Origin of the sequence: Bacillus sp. SIMBA_005, from assembly GCF_046535585.1 — a bacterium.
Taxonomy (GTDB): Bacteria; Bacillota; Bacilli; order Bacillales; family Bacillaceae; genus Bacillus; species Bacillus pumilus.
This window is the reverse complement of sequence record NZ_JAWRWI010000679.1, coordinates 1-258: the sequence shown is the minus strand read 5'-3', so window position 1 is coordinate 258 and position 258 is coordinate 1. Positions and strand designations below refer to the sequence as shown.

The window sequence follows — 258 nt, the reverse complement described above, 5'->3', positions numbered from 1 at the left end:
GCCCTCGAGGCGATGGCGCAGGCACGGTCGCCGGCGTTCGAAAGCGTGTTCATCGACGGCGATGACGACCTGGAAACAGTTTATGGCACGCGTGTGCCGGTGCTCCGCGACGCGGCCGGGGCGCGCGAACTGGACTGGCCGTTCGATGCGGGCGTGCTGCGCGCCTGGCTGGCATCGCTGGCCTTTCTGACGGTGCCGCTCGGGACGCTGGCCGCACTGCCGGCGGGTGGGGACGTGGATCTGGTCAAATCCGCGTCC

At 70.2% G+C, this 258-nt stretch carries 1 protein-coding gene; it reads left to right on the top strand.

The features are described 5' to 3' along the window. Positions 1–258, top strand: a 258-nt coding sequence (locus SB660_RS21810) for a thioredoxin domain-containing protein (protein WP_410584521.1), incomplete at both ends; no start/stop codon positions are given.